General features: G+C 58.9%; 11 protein-coding genes. 6 read left to right on the forward strand and 5 right to left on the reverse strand.

Going from position 1 to position 18,309, the window contains the following annotated elements; all coding sequences use genetic code 11:
• Positions 1-17: 17 nt before the first annotated feature.
• From CO670_RS05535 to CO670_RS05550, 4 genes are read right to left on the reverse strand one after another with little or no spacing between them, the layout of a single operon-like run.
• Positions 18-2,228, reverse strand: coding sequence for a tyrosine-protein kinase domain-containing protein (locus CO670_RS05535; RefSeq protein WP_097589332.1), 2,211 nt, complete (start codon positions 2,226-2,228; stop codon positions 18-20).
• Positions 2,225-3,370 (reverse strand): glycosyltransferase family 4 protein, encoded by a 1,146-nt coding sequence (locus CO670_RS05540; protein WP_097589333.1) that lies wholly within the window; start codon positions 3,368-3,370, stop codon positions 2,225-2,227. Before CO670_RS05540 ends, CO670_RS05535 begins: the two co-directional genes overlap by 4 nt.
• Positions 3,364-4,464 carry a glycosyltransferase family 4 protein gene (locus CO670_RS05545; protein ID WP_097589334.1) on the reverse strand — a complete coding sequence of 367 codons (1,101 nt, stop codon included), beginning with the start codon at positions 4,462-4,464 and terminating at the stop codon, positions 3,364-3,366. Before CO670_RS05545 ends, CO670_RS05540 begins: the two co-directional genes overlap by 7 nt.
• Positions 4,461-5,411: a glycosyltransferase gene (locus CO670_RS05550; RefSeq protein WP_097589335.1), complete on the reverse strand. Its 951-nt coding sequence runs from the start codon at positions 5,409-5,411 to the stop codon at positions 4,461-4,463. Before CO670_RS05550 ends, CO670_RS05545 begins: the two co-directional genes overlap by 4 nt.
• Positions 5,412-6,019: 608 nt before the next feature.
• On the opposite strand from CO670_RS05550, the gene CO670_RS05555 reads away from it, so the two are divergent.
• Together CO670_RS05555 and CO670_RS05560 are read left to right on the forward strand one after the other, a co-directional pair.
• Positions 6,020-7,342 (forward strand): O-antigen ligase family protein, encoded by a 1,323-nt coding sequence (locus CO670_RS05555; RefSeq protein WP_097589336.1) that lies wholly within the window; start codon positions 6,020-6,022, stop codon positions 7,340-7,342.
• Positions 7,339-9,468 carry a right-handed parallel beta-helix repeat-containing protein gene (locus CO670_RS05560; RefSeq protein WP_097589337.1) on the forward strand — a complete coding sequence of 710 codons (2,130 nt, stop codon included), beginning with the start codon at positions 7,339-7,341 and terminating at the stop codon, positions 9,466-9,468. Before CO670_RS05555 ends, CO670_RS05560 begins: the two co-directional genes overlap by 4 nt.
• Positions 9,469-9,698: 230 nt before the next feature.
• Here CO670_RS05560 and CO670_RS05565 read toward each other — a convergent pair whose 3' ends face one another.
• Positions 9,699-11,945, reverse strand: coding sequence for a choice-of-anchor Q domain-containing protein (locus CO670_RS05565; protein ID WP_097589338.1), 2,247 nt, complete (start codon positions 11,943-11,945; stop codon positions 9,699-9,701).
• 1,061 nt (positions 11,946-13,006) lie between these two features.
• Here CO670_RS05565 and CO670_RS05570 point away from each other — a divergent pair.
• The 4 genes from CO670_RS05570 to CO670_RS05585 are packed head-to-tail and all read left to right on the forward strand — an operon-like array spanning position 13,007 to position 18,307.
• The gene (locus CO670_RS05570) at positions 13,007-13,873 is read left to right on the forward strand and encodes a WecB/TagA/CpsF family glycosyltransferase (protein WP_097589339.1); all 867 of its coding nucleotides are present in this window, start codon (positions 13,007-13,009) and stop codon (positions 13,871-13,873) included.
• A 5-nt stretch (positions 13,874-13,878) separates the two neighbouring features.
• Complete coding sequence (locus CO670_RS05575; protein ID WP_097589340.1) at positions 13,879-15,372, forward strand: sugar transferase; 1,494 nt, start codon at positions 13,879-13,881, stop codon at positions 15,370-15,372.
• A 45-nt stretch (positions 15,373-15,417) separates the two neighbouring features.
• Positions 15,418-16,461 (forward strand): UDP-glucuronic acid decarboxylase family protein, encoded by a 1,044-nt coding sequence (locus CO670_RS05580; protein ID WP_097589341.1) that lies wholly within the window; start codon positions 15,418-15,420, stop codon positions 16,459-16,461.
• Positions 16,462-16,465: 4 nt separating this feature from the next.
• Positions 16,466-18,307 carry a glycosyltransferase gene (locus CO670_RS05585; RefSeq protein ID WP_097589342.1) on the forward strand — a complete coding sequence of 614 codons (1,842 nt, stop codon included), beginning with the start codon at positions 16,466-16,468 and terminating at the stop codon, positions 18,305-18,307.
• Positions 18,308-18,309: the final 2 nt, after the last annotated feature.

Raw genomic sequence — 18,309 nt, forward strand, 5'->3', positions numbered from 1 at the left:
ACGAGCCATGTTCGAATTCATGCTTCGAAGTCATGGTATTTCATCAGTGAGCTGGAAAATAATTCTGAGTCACTGAAGTTGTACTGCGCGTGCTTTTTTGGAATAACATTGTTTATAGTAACGAACAGTTCTGAATTCTGCGAACTTCTCAGCTGTTGCAGGCAGAATTCCAGGGCGCGGCGGCTCGTTCCTCCCCATTTTGCGACCACTAGCGTTCGTTCCGCTGCCGCTGTCAGACGCATCGTATCGAGCGACGCGAGCACAGGCGCGCTGTCGAAGACAACGATTTTGCCTCTTGCTCGGGCCATCTCGATGATGTCAGCCGCACCACTCGAATAAGCGTGCCGATGGAGGCTGGGATTGCCGGCCGGAATGAAGTCGATACCGCTTGGATGGTGGTGGACGATGTCCTGTAAGCCTGCCAAGCCACTCAGGAATTCATTCAATCCCTGCTTCAGCTCGGATTTGAAAAGCGAGTCCAGATTTCCGCGTCGAAGGTCGCCATCGACAAGCATCACGGGATTTCCGTTTGCGGCGAGTTCGACTGCCAACGACCTGGCGATGAGCGACTTGCCTTCGCCGCTGTGAGCCGACGTTACAACGATACTGTTGGGCAACCTTCCGCCATTGGATTGTTTAAGGGAAGTCAAGACGCTGCGGATTGCTTCGTCAAACATTCCGTCTTGCATGCCCCCGAAGAGTGTCGCCGGATTTCCCCTGTCCTTCTTTTTTAAACGCGGAATGAACCCGGCGGGGATTATACGCGACATTCCGGCCACCTGGTCGAAACTGCGGACCGTCTTGTCCAGCATCTCGACCGCAAAAGCGGCGGTCACCGCAATCGAAATCGAAGCCAGGAGGGCGCCGGCCAAATAGAAAAGCCGTCCGCGACCCTGGGGCGCAAGCGGCACCGCGGCCGGCGACAAAACCTCCAGTTCCGCCCCCGGCAGCAGGGCCTGCCCAGCCAAGCCCCGGCGCTGCTCCTCAAGCCTGTCGAGTGCCGTTTGCTCCTTTTCAGCCATGCGCTGGAGTCGCGCCAACTCGGTTTGCGCCAGGGCGAAGCGAGAACGTTTCTCATGCGCTGCCGCCAATGCCGATCGGACGGCGTCGTCCTCCTGATCAAGCGTCGCGAGCTTGGCGCGTATCGATTGGATATATCGATCGACCACAAGGCTGAGATCGGTGCGGGATTTAAGGATCCTCGCGCGCAAATCGACCACTGCTTCGGCGGTGTTGCCATATGTTTCAAGAAGGCGTTCGAGATCCTGCTCCTGCACACGAAGCTCGCGTTGCATTGCGCCAATGCTGTCGGGAACGACGATATTCTGCAGGGCAAGCGAGGCGTCGTCGCCCGTTTCCAGTGCAGATATCGTTGCTCTCGCTTCAGCGCGGCTTTGCTCGATTTTTGTTCGCCGCTCGCCCAGCTCGATTATCGCCTTGATCGGTTCAACCTGAGCGTCGTCATCTGAGCCCAGGTCCATCGTTTCCTGATACTCGTCGGCGGCGCGGCGTGCTGTCTTGGCGCGGATCTGCTGTTCGACGATGCGCTGCAGAATCCAATCTTCCGCCGCGTCCAGGCGGCCACGGAGACTTTCCTTGCGCTCTTCAAGGTAGATGCTGATGAGCCGGTTCGGGACCGAGGCTGCCAGTTCGGGGTCGCTGGCATCGAAGCCGATCTGAATAACGTCACCCTGGCCATCGCGCCACACGCGCAGCGCCTTGTAGAACTTCGGGATTATGGGCTCGATGTCGCTTCGTACCGACGAGGACGGTTTTTCTCTGTCGACCAAACCGCGCAACATTGCCCGGATCTCGTCGATAAGCGAGGCTTTCTGCAGCGCCGGATTGAATTCCGGCCACTCATCGAGCCGCAGCTCGCGAATGACCCGCTCTGCGATGCTTCTGGAAAGAAGCCGCTCGGTCTCCGATGTGACGTTCAATGGATCGTTGCGGCCGGAATCCTCCGCACCGAGCGTGGTCGCCAGAGGCGTGTGGATGATCAGCCGGGATTCTGCATGAAAGGTCGGCTTCAATCCCGAAATCGCGGCCGCGGCAACCGCCATAAGGACCGCGACGATCGCCCCGATCATGACCGCCCTTCGCCGGATAAGGCGCAAGCCTGATGTCAGATCAAAGTCGTCCGATCTGGTCTCTACCTGAAACCGGGGATCGTAACGCATCGACGAGAGCGAGCTGTTGCGGTCTGGCGGGACAGTTGAAATCGTCATCGTTCACCAGCCACTGTTTGAGGTTGCGCGGAGACGGCTTCGTAGAGTTCCCCCAGCGATCGCATGTAAGCCGTCATGCTGAAATGGGCGAGATAATGAGCGCGGCCCTTGGCCGAGAGATGTTTGCGGGTTCCCGGATCGGTGACCAGTTTCGCCAGCGCCGCAGCCAGCGCATCACTGTCTCCAACAGGGACGAAGACGCCGGTTTCGCCGTCGGAAATGACTTCTTCATGCGCGCCGACGCGCGTGGTAACGACCGCAAGCCCGTGGGCAAGCCCTTCGACGACCGCCATTGCCAGGCCCTCGGCATGCGAAGGCAGGACCAGGATATCTGCCTGCGCACATAAGGCTTGTGCCTCGTCGGCGCCAAGCCAGCCCGGCATTTTCACCAGATCTGAAAGTCCCAGGGCGGCAGCCTGGCGTTGATAGTCTTCTACAGGTCCGTCGCCTGCCAGCACGGCTCGCCACCCGAGCTCTTTCATGACCGGATGACCTAAGGCACGCAGAAGCTCCGGAACGCCTTTGCGTTCGCTCAGCCGACCGAGAAATACGATCAACGGCACCTCGCCGATATGGACAATGCGTGCCCCGGGGTCGGGAACACAATTGCGGATGACGACGATGCGGCGCTCGTCCACGCCCAAAAGCGTCTGGAGCGTCATGCGGTCGCGCTGGCCGAGTGCCACGACCTGGTCGGCATGTTGAAACATCCGACGTATGAGCGTTTGCCGGCGCGGAGAGCGTGCAGCAAAGTCGCTCGCATAGTCGTAGTCGTGCAGGTGCAAGATGTAAGAGCACCCGAGGAGATGGGCAGCCTCGGTCAGGATCAGTTTTCTCGTGGTGCTGCCGCGACCGGCGACATGAATATGGTGAATGCGTGCCGGGGCCATTATCCGGTCCTTCGCCATCATCAAGACGGCGCCGAGCAAGCGCACAGGCGACGTCGCCAGGGACCATCGAGGTCCTCTGGTGTCGGTGACCAGGTGTGTTTCGCCGGCCGCCTTCGCCGTGTTCGAGATATAGCCGACCAGCCTGCCAATTCCGCCGCCGTTTTCGCAGCCACCCGGCACGTAGTGGCGCACGGTCGCTCCTGCGTTCCGTGTCGCGAGCCTACTCCCATCCGTGAGCGCATCCATCAGCATGTCCCGACCACCTCACGATAAACGGCCGCAGCCTGTGCTCCGACCCGTTCGGGCGAATTCGGACCTGTGGCCCAAGCGAGCGCGCTGGTCCCGAGCCTGCTTCTGAGCTCGTTGTTTTCCGCCAATGTCCGGATGGCTCTCGCGAGTTGTTCCACGTCTCCCGGTGGAACCACCAGCCCCAGTCGGTTCGGCACGACGGTGGCTCGCAATTCGCCGACATCGGTCACGATAACCGGTTTGCCAAATGCCGCGGCAAGATTGAGGACGCCGCTTTGAGAGGCTTCAGTATAGGGAAGGACGACGATATCGGCATCCAGGAAGAGCTGGGCGACCTCCATATCCTCGATAAAGCGGTTGCGAATATCATAGCGGCCGGCTTCCCCCATAAGCGGCCGGAAGATCCACGGATCATCGCCGCGGCCGGCGACCGTAACGCGCAGATTGGGTAGCAGGTCCTTGAGCATCGCCTCGGCACGGATCAGATGCTCCAATCCCTTGTAAGCAAAAATCCGCCCGAAAAGCAGGACGCGCAAAGTTCCATCTGCGCCGCGCCGCGCCATCTCGTACCGCCGAGCGAGGTCCGCGTAGCGATGAATGGCGGGATGCGACAAGACATGGACACAATCAGGCGATTTTGAATATCGCTCGAGGACCATTTGCTTCAGCCCTTCGCCATGGACGACGACATGGCCCGATTGCCGCACCATCAATTGGGGAGCCCAGGCTGGCAGTGTGCGGGTGTCGGAATCGCCGGGATGCACTTCCACGTCATGGACGGTGGTCACGAGCGGGATCGGGCGCCAAAACGGCGCGGCTAAGTTCAACCAGAGCGTCGAGTTGCTCAGAAGGTGAATGACGTCTGGCCGCTCCTGCCGGATAAGACGCGTGAGCTGGTGCAGGAACCAGGGATTGGAGAGCGAGCGGTGCCTTGGCCAGTCCATGAGATGCAGATCGACAGCCGGATCGATCCATGAAGCAAGGTGCGCGTAGCGCCGGCGCGGAACCGCCAGGATGACGTGCGCATGTCGCGCAACGCCGCTGGCGAAGGAGATGGTGTAGTCTTCCAGTTCGGAAACCAAGAGCAGCGCCTTCATCCCGCCGACTCCGACAAGCCGACGTCCTGACCAAGTCGAGGCAGGTCGCGGGCCGTGCGCAACGCATCACGCGTCCGCCTCAACAGGTTTGGTTCGCCGGCGAAAAAGAGCCCTTCGAGAGCAAGTCTGAACCGGGTGCGTGTATCTGCGCCCTCCAGCCTGGCTGAGGCGACCCGGTACGGATAGTGATCAGTCAGATGCAGCCTTCCCGCCAGATCGTGCGCGGAAAGAAACCGGTTCGTCGCTTCAACGGTAGCCTGCCAATGGGCCATCCGCTTTCGCAGCATGGCGGCATCATCGGCTGGCCGATACCAGTTATTATTGTGAATCCGGTAGAACCCGAGTGGATCCGGCAAGGCGACGACGCCTCCCAGAAATGGATAGATGCCTGTGAGCCAGGCATCGGCGGACAGGCGGAACTGCTCGGGAATATCGCCTGCCACATCCCACGCGCTGCGTCTTACAGCGATGGCCGATGTCATCGGGAAGGGCCACCAGCCAGCCGATCGGGCGAGCCGTGTCGACAAATTTCCGGAACACAGGGTCCGAGGGATCGGCTTGAAGGCGGGTGAGCCATCGTTCTGCGTTGGCTGAAGTCGGTGATAGACAAGCGAGGCCTGAGGATTCGAACGGAAAGCAGCGGCCGTTGCCGACAGCTTGCCCGGCGCCCACCAGTCATCGGCATCGAGAAAGCAGAGGATGTCGCCACTGCTCAACCTTACAGCGGCATTCATGGCGGCGGCCTGCCCCTGGTTCTCCTGAAAGAGCACCTTCACTTGGCTGCCATAGCGCTCGAGAACAGAGCGCGACTGGTCGCTCGACCCGTCGTCGACGACGATTATCTCGACATTGGAGGCCTGTTGGCTCAAGGCGCTGTCAATCGCCTGGGCAACGAAGCGGCCGTAGTTGTAGTTGTTGATGAGGACGCTGATTGTAGGCCGCTCCATGACACCTCTCAAGCGCGTCGTTGCGCGACACGTCGGTGCGCCAGAGTTGCGAACCCTCGCGCGTTTGGCAGCGCGACTTGATGGAAGGAGTTCTGCTCGATCAGGATTTGGCCTTGAGCCGGTAGGGTCGCCGCCGACAACGCCGCAACGCGTGACGCTCCGCTTATATAACATACAAAACCAGGACCATGACGCAGAACCATAGCAATCCCAACCCTTCTAAGCGTCGCCTGCCAAAAGCCGGCTGCGCCAGAATTATTGCCTCACTTCACCGGAAACTGCGGATCAGCGCGACGTGCTTCGCGATATGCTTTCATCGTCAAGCTACCGGTGATTGGTCACGGGTGACATCTCCTCTTATGGGCAATGCCGTGGGCCCCAGCACCAACTTTTGGGGGAGGGGTAGACCGTAAACTTAAACCAAGCACCGCCCTTGGATGGTGGGTATGCGCGTTAGGCTTAGCTCTGCCTTCGTTTGCATTGGTTGACTGGGGATGTGGCGGGATGATTGTTGGTTGGTAGCCAGCGCTGCTATGAAAGGGAACCAATGTCTTTCCGAATTGCCGCGATCACCAGCCTCTTATCCGTCTGAGCAAGTTGGACCGGCAATGAGAGCGTACGCGCTTGGAACAGCGAATGGGCCGGCCCTCAGTTGGCGAGCGATAGAGTGCTGGGGCGCGGGCGTGTGCCTTTTTCTGCAAACGGGCGCGCTTTTCCCGCTCCTGTTGGCGGATGCGGACGGAGCCCTTAGCGATCATGCCAGGTCTATGTTGCGTCTGCTTAGCCTACCCGTATACGGGTTTACACTGTTGATGCTGGTGCGACATTTTCCGCAATTTCTCACCGCGCTCAAGCGAAATTGGCTTGTTCCCCTGATCGTTGCCATGCCGTTCGTGTCTGTCTTCTGGTCGGTAGGCCCATCAACGACATTCAGGCGCGCCATCGGTCTGCTCTTTACGGTGCTTCTGGCCTATGTGTTGGCGATACGCTTCACACCGAGGCAGTTGCTTCTACTTATATTTGCGACCTTCGGAACATGTATCGTCCTCAGCCTGCTGATTTTCGTAGCGTCGCCGGGTCTCGCCCGCATGCCGCTGGACGGCGCGCTGCGGGGCGTCTTCATCCACAAGAACAGTCTCGGTTGGTATGCCGGCATGATGATACTGTTGGCGCCCGCCGTTTTAATGGGCGCTGACCGGGGTTTACGGCGAGCCGCTTTGCTTTTGTTGATTGCGGGTGGGATTTGTCTCGTGGGCTCGGGATCGATGACCGCGATCATTGCGACGGTATCGGCATATTGTTTGATCGGGTTCTATTCCGTGTTGCCGCGACTCCGTGGCATCAGTCGCATCGTCTTCATCCTGTTCTTTGTCCAACTGGCTGTCGGGCTCCTCCTTTGGCTTCACGAATTCCTGGTCCCACTCCTTGAAGCGCTTGGCAAGGATGCGACTTTGACGGGTCGAGTGCCCTTGTGGGAACTGGTCGATGGTCAGATAGCCGATCATCTGCTGCTCGGCTTCGGCTACCAGGCGTTTTGGACAGAATCGAACCCGGAAGCCTGGATTATCTGGTCAAAGATCCAATGGATGGCTCCCCACGCTCATAACGGATTCCGCGATACGATGCTGAGCTTCGGAATAAGCGGAATGGCCTTGTTCGCTCTGATGGTTTTGCAGGCGCTCCGCCAAGGGGCGGTCCTCCAATGCCGCGATCCGCATTATGGCTGGCTTTGGTTGAATGTCTTCACCGTCGTGATTTTGGTGATGAACCTGACCGAGACCATCTTCCTGATCCAGAATGACGCGATATCCATTCTGTTCATAACAGGCATCATCATGTTCTCGCTTTACGCGCCTGTGGTTTCAACGGCCCCTGAGCGGCAACTGCGGGCATCGGCACGGAGCAGAACGGCGGAGCTGCAAATCTCATGAGGCTGCGTTTCGCACCGATCTTGAGCATTTTGCTTGCGATGCTCTTTCCACAGCCGAGCAACCTGGCATCGGTGAGTCAGGACGCAGATGCGCCCGACAGGCTGCAGGCGGCGGTCAGGGAAGCGACTTGCGCGGAAGCTTCGCCGGCGACCTTTTCGGACAAGCTGAAGGGGACTTCGCTGAGCGATGTATTGACCGGCGCATCCTCGGCCCGGGCCGTGTTCTATGTTTCTCCCGATGGCAAAGACGACTGGAGTGGGCATCTTGCCAAACCAAATCCTGAGCGTACCGACGGTCCCTTTGCCAGCATTGAAAAAGCTCGGGATGCGGCGCGCCAGAAAGGCGGCCAAAACACGATCGCAATGGGCAGCGGAGACTACTATCTCGTTCAACCGATAGTCTTCGATGCGCGCGATGCCGGCCTGGTCATCACGGCGAGATGTAACGAAAGGCCGGTTCTGCACGGTGGCCCGCTTGTACGCAACTGGGCGCTTCAGGCCGATGGTCGCTGGACGGCTCCGCTGAGGTTGCCGCCGGATGAGGCGGTGGGCGATCTCTTCGTCGACGGGATACTGCAAACGCGGGCCCGCTTTCCCAACGCTCCCGGCGACGGAGATCCGCGTAAGGGATGGTTGTTCGCAGCCAAGTGCGAGCAGGACAGCGATATTTGGCAAGGCAATACGCGCTTTTGCTTCCGTGCCGGTGATCTTCCGGCGTTGGAAGATCCAACGGGGCTTGTTGTCAACATCGTCGGCGGCTTCCAGCCGGGAAGCCAGTGGGGCAGCGACACGCTCCCGGTTGTTTCAGTCGACGCGGCAACCCGGACTGTTCATACCAAAGGCACCGGCTATTTTTTCACCGCAGAAGGCAGCCGCTATTTCTTGATGGGGGCCGCAGCCCTGCTCGATGCCCCTGGGGAATGGCGGTATGACGTCGCCGCGGGACAACTGACCTATATCCCTACCGATAGACTGTTCCCGAGTTCCGCGGTTGTCGCCGGCGTCCTGCCGACATTCTTCAAGCTGGAGGGGGCCGATGGCATGGTTGTCTCGGGCCTCGAGTTTCGTGACGGAGGTCCGCAGGGCAGCGGCAAGTTCTATACCGACACCAGAGGGTTTGGCGCCATACGGCTCGAGCGCGCGGACCGCGTCAGGCTGCTCGGCAACGTCCTGAAAAATGTCGGCGTCGGCATCCACGTGAGTGAAAGCGAGGATGTTCTGATTGCCGGCAACGTGATCGGAGATGTGGCCGGCAACGGGATATACATTGGCACGACCTATGGCAGCTTCGGCAAATCGAACGGCGCCAGAATCCTGTCGAACCATATCCATGACATCGGAAGGGTCTACTTCGAAACCGCGGGGATATGGTTCCAGGCGACCGACAATATCAGGATCGCCCATAACCTGGTCGAAAATACCGCGCAGTTCGGTATTGCCGGCGGTTCACTGTGGGGTGCGCAAGACGCAGTCTACGACGCAGTCATCGAATATAACGAGGTTCGCAATGCCAATCAGCAAACGGCAGATGGCGGTGGCATCAAGCTGATGGGCGAGCAGGCGGACCTCATGAACAGCAGCATCCGCTACAACCTGGTCACCGGGACAGGCCAGCTTATGAACAGGGCCGATGGGACGTTCTGGCCTTTCGGATATGAAAATATCAATGAGTGGCCCACTCCTATCAGCTGGGCAATCTACACCGATGGCAAGGCCAGCGGCGTGCGCATCGAAGGAAATACGCTTTCGGACAATATATCGGCGATCGGTATCAACGGCGGCTGGAGCAACCTGGTGACGGGAAACGTCATCACGCGCGGATCGGGCGCGGCTTTTCGCGTTGATGACGGTACGGGCAGGGGTTGGCATCCGCCATGGGCGCGTCCTAATCGTATCGAGAGCAATATTGTGTCGATCGACAGCAGCAACGGGCTTGCAGCCTATGTCTATGCTCCTGACCATGGGTCTGGATACGTGCAGTTCGCGCATAACCGCTACACCGGCAATTTGAACGGCAAGAGCTTCCGAATACATCCGAGGATCACGCCTTGGGGAGAATTCGGCAGTTTACAGGATCTTCAGAAGGCCGGGGCGGACACCGAAAGCGTAGTCGCAGCGCCCGAGTAAGACGCAATATGATCAAGGGGAGCGTATCAGGGGCTCTGTGCCGGATGGGACCAAAGGCAAACGCGGTCCGCCGGGCGATCTAGACGATCCAGAGCAATGACTTCTCCGCTGCGGAACGCGTGACGTCAACGGAGAAGGTGGCCGGGATTGTCGTGCCGGAAAGAGGAAGAGACACGACTGCCCGTGACGTGTAGGCCCGCCGCCTGAAAGGCGACGGGCCGACCCGGTTATTAGACGAGCACGAAATCTTTGAAGTGAAGTGCTGCGGAATTATCGAGATCCGCGACATGAACGGCCGCGCCCGCTGCGCTTCCATCCGCGTCATAGGACAGAATGCCGCTCTTCTGGTCGTAGATCAGCTTGTCATCCGCCTCCAGCGCCCTTGTTCCCAGAACGAAATTCTCGTCCGAAAACTGGGATAGGCTGAGCGCGGCGAAAACCGAATGATCGAGCATCAGCTTGTCGCCCGCCGCGGAGGAAAAATCGCGGATCTTGTCCATGCTGATATTGTCGGGCTTCACGTCGAAGACGAAGGTATCGCCGCCGGCGCCGCCGGTCAGAATGTCTGCGCCGGCTTTTCCGATCAGCTTGTCGTTGCCGAGTCCACCGTTCAGCTTGTCCGCGCCGGACCCGCCATCGAGAACGTTGCTGCCGCTATTTCCGGTCAGCACGTCGTTGTAGCTGGAGCCAGTCAGGTTTTCGATGCTGACGAACTTGTCACCGGCGGCATGGCCGCCCGTTGCGGCCCCAGTCGCCAAGTTGACGTTGACCCCGCCGGAGCCCGCATAGCCGGCCGTGTCGCTGCCGGTCCCGCCATTGAGAACGTCCCCGCCGGCGCCGCCGCTGAGCTTGTCCGAACCAGCCCCGCCATTGAGAACGTTGCTGCCGCCATTGCCGCCGGTCAGCACGTCGTTGTAGCTGGAGCCAGTCAGGTTTTCGATGCTGGCGATCTTGTCACCGGCGGCTTGCCCGCCCGATACGGCCTTCGTCGCCAGGTTGACGTTGACCGCGGTGGAGCCTGCATAGCTGGCCGTGTCGGTGCCGCTACCGCCGTCGAGCACATCCGCGCCGGCGCCGCCCTTCAACACGTCACTACCGCCGAGACCCTTGTAGGTTTCGTTGCCGCCATTGGACTGACCGGTGTGTGGCAGGATGTCGTTGCCGTCGGTGCCGGTGTATACCTTCGTCGGCGAGGTCGGCGAGGTCGGCGAAGTTGGTGTGGTCGGCGAAGTCGGTGTGGTTGGCGTAGTCGGTGTGGTCGGCGTGGTTGGCGTCGTCGGTGTCGAGCTGGAGCCCGATTCATAGGCACCCATATCGACAGTTCCAACGACGCGAGCGTGGCCGTCCAGATCGACCGAGGCGACGCCGTATTTGCTGGTTCCGCTGTCGATCGCCGACGAGCCCGAGCCGAGATGGAAGTTGTCGCTCGCTGCCGCCGCGAATTTCGGGTCGACGCCGAGCTTGTTGCCGTCCGCTGCGCTCGGCATCGCGTTGCCGCCATCGGTCTTGACCGAGGCCTGGCCGGCCGTGCCGTTATAGGTGATGTTGTTGGCCCAGACGACGTTGCTGTTCTTGTAGCTGTCGGTCGACGTGTTATCGATCGCGGTGTTGTTCTTGTTGATCGATGGGTCCGCGACGGCGATGTTGTTGACCCAGGTGTTGTTGCTCGACGCCGAGTTGCTGAGCTCGCCGCGCCAGGTGCCGCTGTTCTGCGGGTCCTGGTTGTTGTGGTATGCGGTGTTGTTCTTCACCGTGACGGAGTCGCTCCAGGTAACCTGGATGCCTTTGCCGCCGTTCTGGTAGACGAGGTTGTTCTCGACCAGGGTCTTGAACGTGTAGTTCGGATGACCGCTCGTCTGCGTGCTCTGGAAGTCGTCGATGATGATGCCGTTGCCATCGGTGTGCGCACCCGACTTCGTCACGTTGTCATGCGAGATGTTGTTCCGCACGATCGTCCGGTAGCCGTCCGTCGAGGTGTCGCCGGTGATGTTCCGGTTCTGGTAGATCGAGATACCCGAGAACCAGCCCGTCGAGGCGTTATTGTAGGTCTCGTTGCCTTCGATGCGGATGAAGTCCGACTGGTTGAACTGGATGCCCGACTCCCCGCTGCCGTGGACCTTGTTATTGAGGATCTGGACGTGGTGGACATTGTTCGCTTCGATGCCGTCGCCGTTGGCGCCGCCGATGTCAAAGCCGTTAACGACAACGTAGTTGGCGTTGACACTAATCGCGTTCCACGAACCCTCCGGCGGCCGGATCAGCGCCCCGCCGGGCACTTCCGAGCGCAACGTGATGTTGGCTGCCGCCGAGCCGTCCTTGTCGATGTTGATGGCCTCGTTGTAGGTCCCCGCCTTAACTACGACCTCGTCGCCGGGCCTAAGGTTCGACGCCATTGCCTCGCTGATCGTGCGAAAAGGAGACGAGGCACTGCCGTTGCCGCCGCTGCTGCCGGTCGTTGCTACGTAGTATGTCGTCATTGTCTTGTCCTCAACCTTAGCGTTGTTCTTTACCAATTGCTAATTTTAGCTAATCACTTGTTACGGCGCGGTTTATAGGACGACGTTTTGGAGGGCGCAACAGCAACGCGACAGTAAGTGCTTGAGATGAATAAGCCTTATTGCTGCCACAATGTCCAAATCACTCCAAAGTTACATTTTGAAATATTTGCGGAAATTCGAGTCGCGCAAATTGGGGCAGTATAAAGGTCCCGTTTGCCGCGAATTATTCTTTCTGCAACTACTGTGATATAGCCCCATTGAAAACATTAGAGAAACCTGATGGCGTGAGTGGATTTTTCCCCCTAAAGGCAAAATCGGCATTTTTTTTCTCAAATTAACAATTTTTGGCATCTTTTGCGTAATAAATGGCCGCCTTGCAGGGTCGTTGGGGCGCGCGCGCCGCTTTATAAGGCAGCATATCGACGCTGAGCGACTCACGCGCCATCCACAAAAGCGCCTCTAAAAATGCTCGATTATCTGTGCGGAGACCGCGTTTGGCCTTTGGTGGGGTGAGGCAGACCTCCCGATAATGGGCGGGCTATATTATTGACAGCAGGCTGTCTCAGCACTTCTGCGCTGAGCATTCCCCGGAACCTCAGGATGGTGGTTGCAGCCTTCCTCGGCATAGGTCCACGCAGAGGTGACGGCCTTTCGAGCGTCGAGGCGAAGCCGCGGCCAGATCCGCTCGAAGATCCTGCCTAAACTATATCAATCAGTGCTCAAGTCTTTCTGCAGCCGGTTGGTGCTGTCGGGAAGCTCTGGAGGCCCGCCGGCCGGGGCCGTCATCGCGCATTCTGGGTCCGGCATGTCTCTCTTGCGGCTTTATTCGCGCAAACTGCTCTTTCGGGGCAGCGCTCATCAAAAAGAGCAAAGTGGCAAGCCGTGGGGTACGTTGCCTTACCCCGAATATGTAACCGATCTCGGCGTAAGACGTAGAAACACGAAGTCTCTTCTACGTCCAACAGTTGGAGGCGCAAGTATGGAGGCAATCGTCCTGGAAGCATATTCTGATGACAGTTTAGATCGCGAAAGCGTAGGTCATGAGAAAGCAAACAACAGACAGAAACCAAGATTCAGTTCTCGATCAAACGAGTTCTTCGGAATGGATTAATGTCCTTGGTGTTCGCATTTCAGCAGTTAATCTCAAAAGCGCGACGGGATTTATTCAAAAAGCGATCGAAGACGGCAGGAGGGAATATGTGTGCGTACGCGACGCACACGGCGTCGTCCGATGTCAGGATGATCCCGAGCTCCGGTCGATACATAACCGCGCTTTCCTCGTAACGCCTGACGGCATGCCGTTGGTATGGGCATTGAAGCGTGCCGGTCATGCCGAAAGCGACAGGGTCTATGGACCGGACCTCATGTTGTCCGTTTTCGATTCCGGCAGCTCCAAGGGCTTGCGCCACTTCCTTTATGGCGCAACGGCCGAAACGCTCGAACAGCTGCAGGCGCGGCTTCTCGCAAAATTTCCGCAAGCACGGATCGTCGGCTCCTATGCGCCACCCTTTCGCAGCCTGTCGACGCAGGAGGAAACGGAAGTTGCCGACCGGCTCAATCGCTCGGGCGCCGATATCATCTGGGTCGGGCTGAGCAGTCCCAAGCAGGAACTCTGGATGGCGCGCATGCGTGATCGTCTGGAGGCATCGATGCTCATCGGTGTCGGAGCCGCATTCGATTTTCACGCCGGCCTCAAGCGGCAGGCTCCAAGGATCATTCAAAGAAGCGGCTTCGAATGGGCGTTTCGTCTTATGTGCGAGCCACGACGGTTGTGGCGGCGCTATGCGCTCGTCGTGCCGACTTTCATCTCACTGACGGCATTCCAGAGACTGGGGCTTCGCAAGTTTCCGATCGAAGACGCGGTTTTTGGATCAAGCGCGCCAAAAACAGCAGCTGTAAAGGTGTAGCCATCATGTCCTTATTTGCATCGACAGAAATGAAACCGCGTCGGTCGAAGGCAGCCACATCAAATGATATGACGGCGCGGTTGATTCCGGCAGGTTCCGTGCCACCCATAGCAGGCAGAACCGGCGATGCCTTTGACTGGGCAGGGCCAAATATGCCCGTCGCACTGCGGCGTCGGCTTCCTCGGCTTGTAACCGCGTCCTTCCTGATCGCCGGCGACATTGCAGGCTATTTGATTGCCTATTTCGTTCTCCTGTCCTTTCTCCCCAGTGGTTTGGAGGGGGCGCTGGCGGAGCGTACGTTCACGATCGCAGCACTCGCCGCGATTATTCTTTACGCCTCGGCCGGCCTCTATCCCGGATACCGGTTGCATAACCACGAACATCTGCGGCGGCGCACCGTCGCTGCCGTCAAGGTGGCTGTCCTGGCGGCGTTCGGAGCAATTGTCCTGCCGGAGGGGCAACGGTTGCTCCTTTCCACCATCGGGTTCCTGGCTCTCGGGCTGATCGTTCAGCCATTCGTGCATTGGCTTGTACGGGGCCTGTGCTGGAAGCTTGGAGTCTGGGGGGAGCGCGCGGTTGTCATCGGGGCGGGCAACCTTACTCCCGCTCTCGTGGCTCATTTCAAGGACCACTGGCAGTATGGCATCAGGCCGGAGCCTTTTTTCGCCGACAGTTTGGAGACATTGCCCGACGGCGGGTCCTCCATTGCCGTGGTCGCGGGCGACACAGGCTCGCTTACACCCGATTTGGCGGCGATGCGCCGGAAGTTCGCCGAAGTCATCTTGCTGTCCGACACGCCGAACCTCAAGGTAAGCGGACTGCGACCTGCGGATGTCGGCGGAGAGATCGGTATTCGCCTCGCCACCGGTGAGAGTTCAGTGAACTCGGATCTGGTTCGCCGGATCCTCGATCTCGCAATCGCCATCCCTGCAATAATCGTGGTCTCGCCGTTCATCGCCTTTGCAGCGGCCGCAATCTACGCCATTGATCCAGGCCCCGTCTTCTTCCGGCACACCAGGGAGGGGCGGTCCGGCAAGCCTGTGCACGTTCTGAAATTGAGGACGATGTATCAGAATGCCGAACAGCGCCTGGAAGCACTGTTCCGAGACAACCCGGCTATGCGCGAGGAATGGTTGAGCCATTTCAAGCTCAAGGAAGATCCGCGCGTCCTTCCGGTTATAGGACATATGCTGCGCTCTTCGAGCATCGATGAGCTCCCGCAATTGGTGAACATCATTGCGGGCGAAATGGCCATCGTCGGACCTCGTCCATTTCCTGAATATCACCTCCTGGCCATGGACTGCGAATTTCGAGCCAAGCGCCGTTCCGTCACGCCGGGGCTCACGGGCCTTTGGCAGATATCCGAACGAAGCAATGCGGATATCGAGCTGCAGCAGCAACTTGACGAGTTCTACATCGACAACCGGTCCCTCTGGTTCGATTGCCAAATTCTTCTCAGCACAATCCCTGCGCTCTTCAAGCACAGGGGAGCCTACTGACGATCCTCGCTTGCGCGAGGCAACCATCAACAGCGGAGCACACCAATGCACGGACAAAAACGAGTTATGGTAACCGGCGGCACCGGCTTTCTGGGATCATTCCTGTGCGAAAGGCTTTTGCGAGAGGGCAATGACGTCCTCTGCGTGGACAACTACTACACCGGTTCGCGCGATAACGTGCTGCATCTTCTCGACGATCCTCGCTTCGAGATACTCCGCCACGACATTACCTTCCCGCTCTATGTGGAGGTCGACGAGATCTACAACCTCGCCTGCCCGGCATCTCCGGTCCACTATCAGTTCGATCCGGTGCAGACCGTGAAGACCAATGTGCACGGCGCCATCAACATGCTCGGCCTGGCCAAGCGCACCAAGGCGAAGATTTTCCAGGCCTCCACGAGTGAAGTTTACGGCGATCCGGCAGTCCACCCCCAGCCCGAGGAGTATCGCGGCAGCGTCAATCCGATCGGCCCCCGTGCGTGCTACGACGAAGGCAAGCGCTGTGCCGAAACGCTGTTCTTCGACTACCATCGTCAATATGGCGTGGAAATCCGCGTGGCGCGGATTTTCAATACCTACGGGCCGCGCATGCAGACCAATGACGGCCGCGTCGTCTCCAATTTCATCGTTCAGGCGCTTCAAAACGAGCCGATCACCATCTTCGGAGACGGCACGCAAACACGCTCCTTCTGCTATGTGGACGACCTGATCGACGGCTTCATCCGCCTGATGGCGGCGCCGGCCGGGGTGACGGGCCCGATCAATCTCGGCAATCCCGGCGAGTTCCAGGTCCGGGAACTGGCAGAAATGGTCGTCGAAATGACCGGATCGAAGTCCGGCATCGTCTTCAAGTCTCTGCCGATTGATGATCCGACGCAGCGCAAGCCCGATATCAGCCGAGCAACGCAACAACTGGGCTGGCAGCCGAAGGTGAACCTTCGCGAGGGGCTGGAGAAAACGATCGCTTATTTCGAATGGAAGCTTTCCGGCGGCGCAAGGAACAGGTTTAACGTCAAGTCTTCGCAGGAGGCTTACCCGCATCTGGCGTCTCCGGCCGCCGAACTCACCGCTCCTTCAGCCATTCGATAGGGACATGAATAGCAACGTCGATCATCGAAAGCCGCGTCTCGTTTTTTTTCAATGGGATCATCAGCCCAATGCGAACGCGGCCGGTTACCTGCTGCTGCACATGCAGCAGCAGGTCAAATGCCTCGCAACACATTTCGATGTCGTCGTCATTAACCGCGACTGCGATTATGCGGAGATATGCGACAGGTACGAGCCGGATCTGACGCTGTTTGAAAGCGGTTATCGGTCGCACGGCTCGCATCGGATAAAAATCACCAACACCAATACCCATTTGGCCGTTCCGAAGCTTGGCCTCCATAATGCCGACCCATGGTGCGATCGACGCGCGGGCTTCCTTTCCGATATGGCGCAGTGGGGCATCGAGACCTATTTCGCGATCGCAACGATGACTCCGGAATATATGCCGGCGGTGAAGGAGAATCTGTTCGTCTGGCCAAATTTCATCGATCCCGAAGTCTACCGCGACTATGGCCAGCAAAAGGTCATCCCGGTCACGCTGACAGGTCAAGCCTATGGCCTTTATCCCTGGCGACAGACGGTCTTTCCGAAGATCCGGGACCGTTATCCCTGTCTGGTCTCACCGCAACACGCTTATGAGAGCAAGCTCGCTTCCCAGCTCCTGTCCGGAGAGTCTTATGCACGCGCACTCAACGCGAGCCTCGTCGTTCCCACATGCGGCACCATGGGCGGCGAGGTCGTCCGCAAGCACTTCGAGATCCCCGGGGCAAGGGCCTGTCTCGTGACGGAACGCACGGCAGCAGTGGAAGCAGCCGGCTTTGTCGACATGGAGAACTGTGTATTCGTTGACGGCCGCAACGTGGTCGAGCGACTGGATTACCTTTTCGCCCATCCCGACGAAATACAGCGTATCACGACAGCCGGTTACGCTTTGATCCATTCGCGTCATACACTGAGGCACAGGCCGCAAATATATCAGTGGTTTATGCTGAACAAAGGCCTGCAGTTCGGTGAAAAGATCATCCAGTCCGGCCCCTTCGGCGATCTCGCAAAGGTCAAGCGTATCTCCAAGCAGGAGAGCGTCCATATCGTGGGGGAAGCGAGCGATCGCGTTTTGCTGAAGCAGGGCGGCTTGCTTCTCGAGCAGGGCAGGGTGGAGGAGGCGAAGCACTGCTACGCGCGCTGCCTGGACTATGTGTCCTACCTGCCCGAAGCCAAGTTCCGCCTTGCCATCTGTGCATTGCAGGAGGGCGACGCCGATCGCGCCTATGGCCTTCTGGTCGACCTGGTGAAGGTGACCATGACCGAATATGGGGCAGTGAACCCGGATCCGGTCGAGTGGGCGTACTTCCTTCTCTCTTTGATCTGCAAAGGCCAGTTCGAGCGGGCGAGGAGGCTGCAGGATTTCTATCCATCGCTATCCCACGACGAAATCAGGCGCACGCGCCGCGTCATCGCGCAACTCGGTCGTGCAGCCGATAGGAGCGTCTCGGGACCGTATGGCAGCGATCGAAAAAGCATTCACCAGATTCCCGACCGGAGCGATTCCGAGTGGCTTGCATGGTTCTCCGATATTCTCGATCGGTGTCAGCAGCCGGATCTTGCAGATGTTCTTCGTCCCGCTCCCGCTGGCGGAAGCGGGACCGGCAAGAAAGTGGCGTCGCTACACTTCAAACGTGACGCTGGCTGGCGCCTTCGACTATATTCAGGCGTCGATCGCCTCATGATCAAGCTGCGCCTGAATGGCCTGAGGCCGAATGTACCGCCTCTGCCGGAGTTCCGATATCTCCGGCATCTCGTGCGGGGGCTGGTCCCTCATTCGCAGACAGGCCCGTTGCGCAGGATCCGAATGGCGCTTTCGAGGCCCCCTGTGGGCACCGGCAATTAGCT

The organism is Rhizobium sp. J15, assembly GCF_002531825.1.
Lineage (GTDB): Bacteria > Pseudomonadota > Alphaproteobacteria > Rhizobiales > Rhizobiaceae > Rhizobium.

Excerpts from the sequence above, each read along its gene's own strand:
- CO670_RS05560 (WP_097589337.1), top strand. The coding sequence starts at position 7,339 with ATGAGGCTGCGTTTCGCACCGATCTTGAGCATTTTGCTTGCGATGCTC.
- CO670_RS05580 (WP_097589341.1), top strand. The coding sequence starts at position 15,418 with ATGCACGGACAAAAACGAGTTATGGTAACCGGCGGCACCGGCTTTCTG.
- CO670_RS05555 (WP_097589336.1), top strand. The coding sequence starts at position 6,020 with ATGAGAGCGTACGCGCTTGGAACAGCGAATGGGCCGGCCCTCAGTTGG.
- CO670_RS05565 (WP_097589338.1), bottom strand. The coding sequence starts at position 11,945 with ATGACGACATACTACGTAGCAACGACCGGCAGCAGCGGCGGCAACGGC.
- CO670_RS05535 (WP_097589332.1), bottom strand. The coding sequence starts at position 2,228 with ATGACGATTTCAACTGTCCCGCCAGACCGCAACAGCTCGCTCTCGTCG.
- CO670_RS05575 (WP_097589340.1), top strand. The coding sequence starts at position 13,879 with ATGTCCTTATTTGCATCGACAGAAATGAAACCGCGTCGGTCGAAGGCA.
- CO670_RS05585 (WP_097589342.1), top strand. The coding sequence starts at position 16,466 with ATGAATAGCAACGTCGATCATCGAAAGCCGCGTCTCGTTTTTTTTCAA.
- CO670_RS05550 (WP_097589335.1), bottom strand. The coding sequence starts at position 5,411 with ATGGAGCGGCCTACAATCAGCGTCCTCATCAACAACTACAACTACGGC.
- CO670_RS05545 (WP_097589334.1), bottom strand. The coding sequence starts at position 4,464 with ATGAAGGCGCTGCTCTTGGTTTCCGAACTGGAAGACTACACCATCTCC.
- CO670_RS05540 (WP_097589333.1), bottom strand. The coding sequence starts at position 3,370 with ATGCTGATGGATGCGCTCACGGATGGGAGTAGGCTCGCGACACGGAAC.
- CO670_RS05570 (WP_097589339.1), top strand. The coding sequence starts at position 13,007 with ATGAGAAAGCAAACAACAGACAGAAACCAAGATTCAGTTCTCGATCAA.